Source organism: Loigolactobacillus jiayinensis, assembly GCF_003946445.1.
Classification (GTDB): domain Bacteria; phylum Bacillota; class Bacilli; order Lactobacillales; family Lactobacillaceae; genus Loigolactobacillus; species Loigolactobacillus jiayinensis.
On record NZ_RHOF01000039.1, the window covers coordinates 1 to 282 of the forward strand.

The following is a 282-nucleotide window of genomic DNA, read 5'->3' on the forward strand; positions in this document are numbered from 1 at the left end:
TAAAAAAAGTGAATGGTCAACGCCAATATTACGCTGTATACTCACCAGAAACAGCACAAGCTAAGTACGAAGCTAATCGAGCCCACTGTCATCGACCTTTGAAACTCGTCGGTGTCGCTGATTTTATCGACTATTTTACGACTCATTTGCGTCAAGATGGTTGGTCGCCTGATGCAGCAGTAGGACGGGCCAAACTTGAAGGCTTATATCAACCTGAGGAGATGGTCTCGACCAAGACGCTATACCACTATATTGATGCCCAGTTACTTGAAGTCCGCAATC

General features: G+C 45.4%; 1 pseudogene. It reads left to right on the top strand.

Going from position 1 to position 282, the window contains the following annotated elements:
* Positions 1 to 282: pseudogene (locus EKM80_RS10290) on the top strand (IS30 family transposase); the annotation flags it as partial.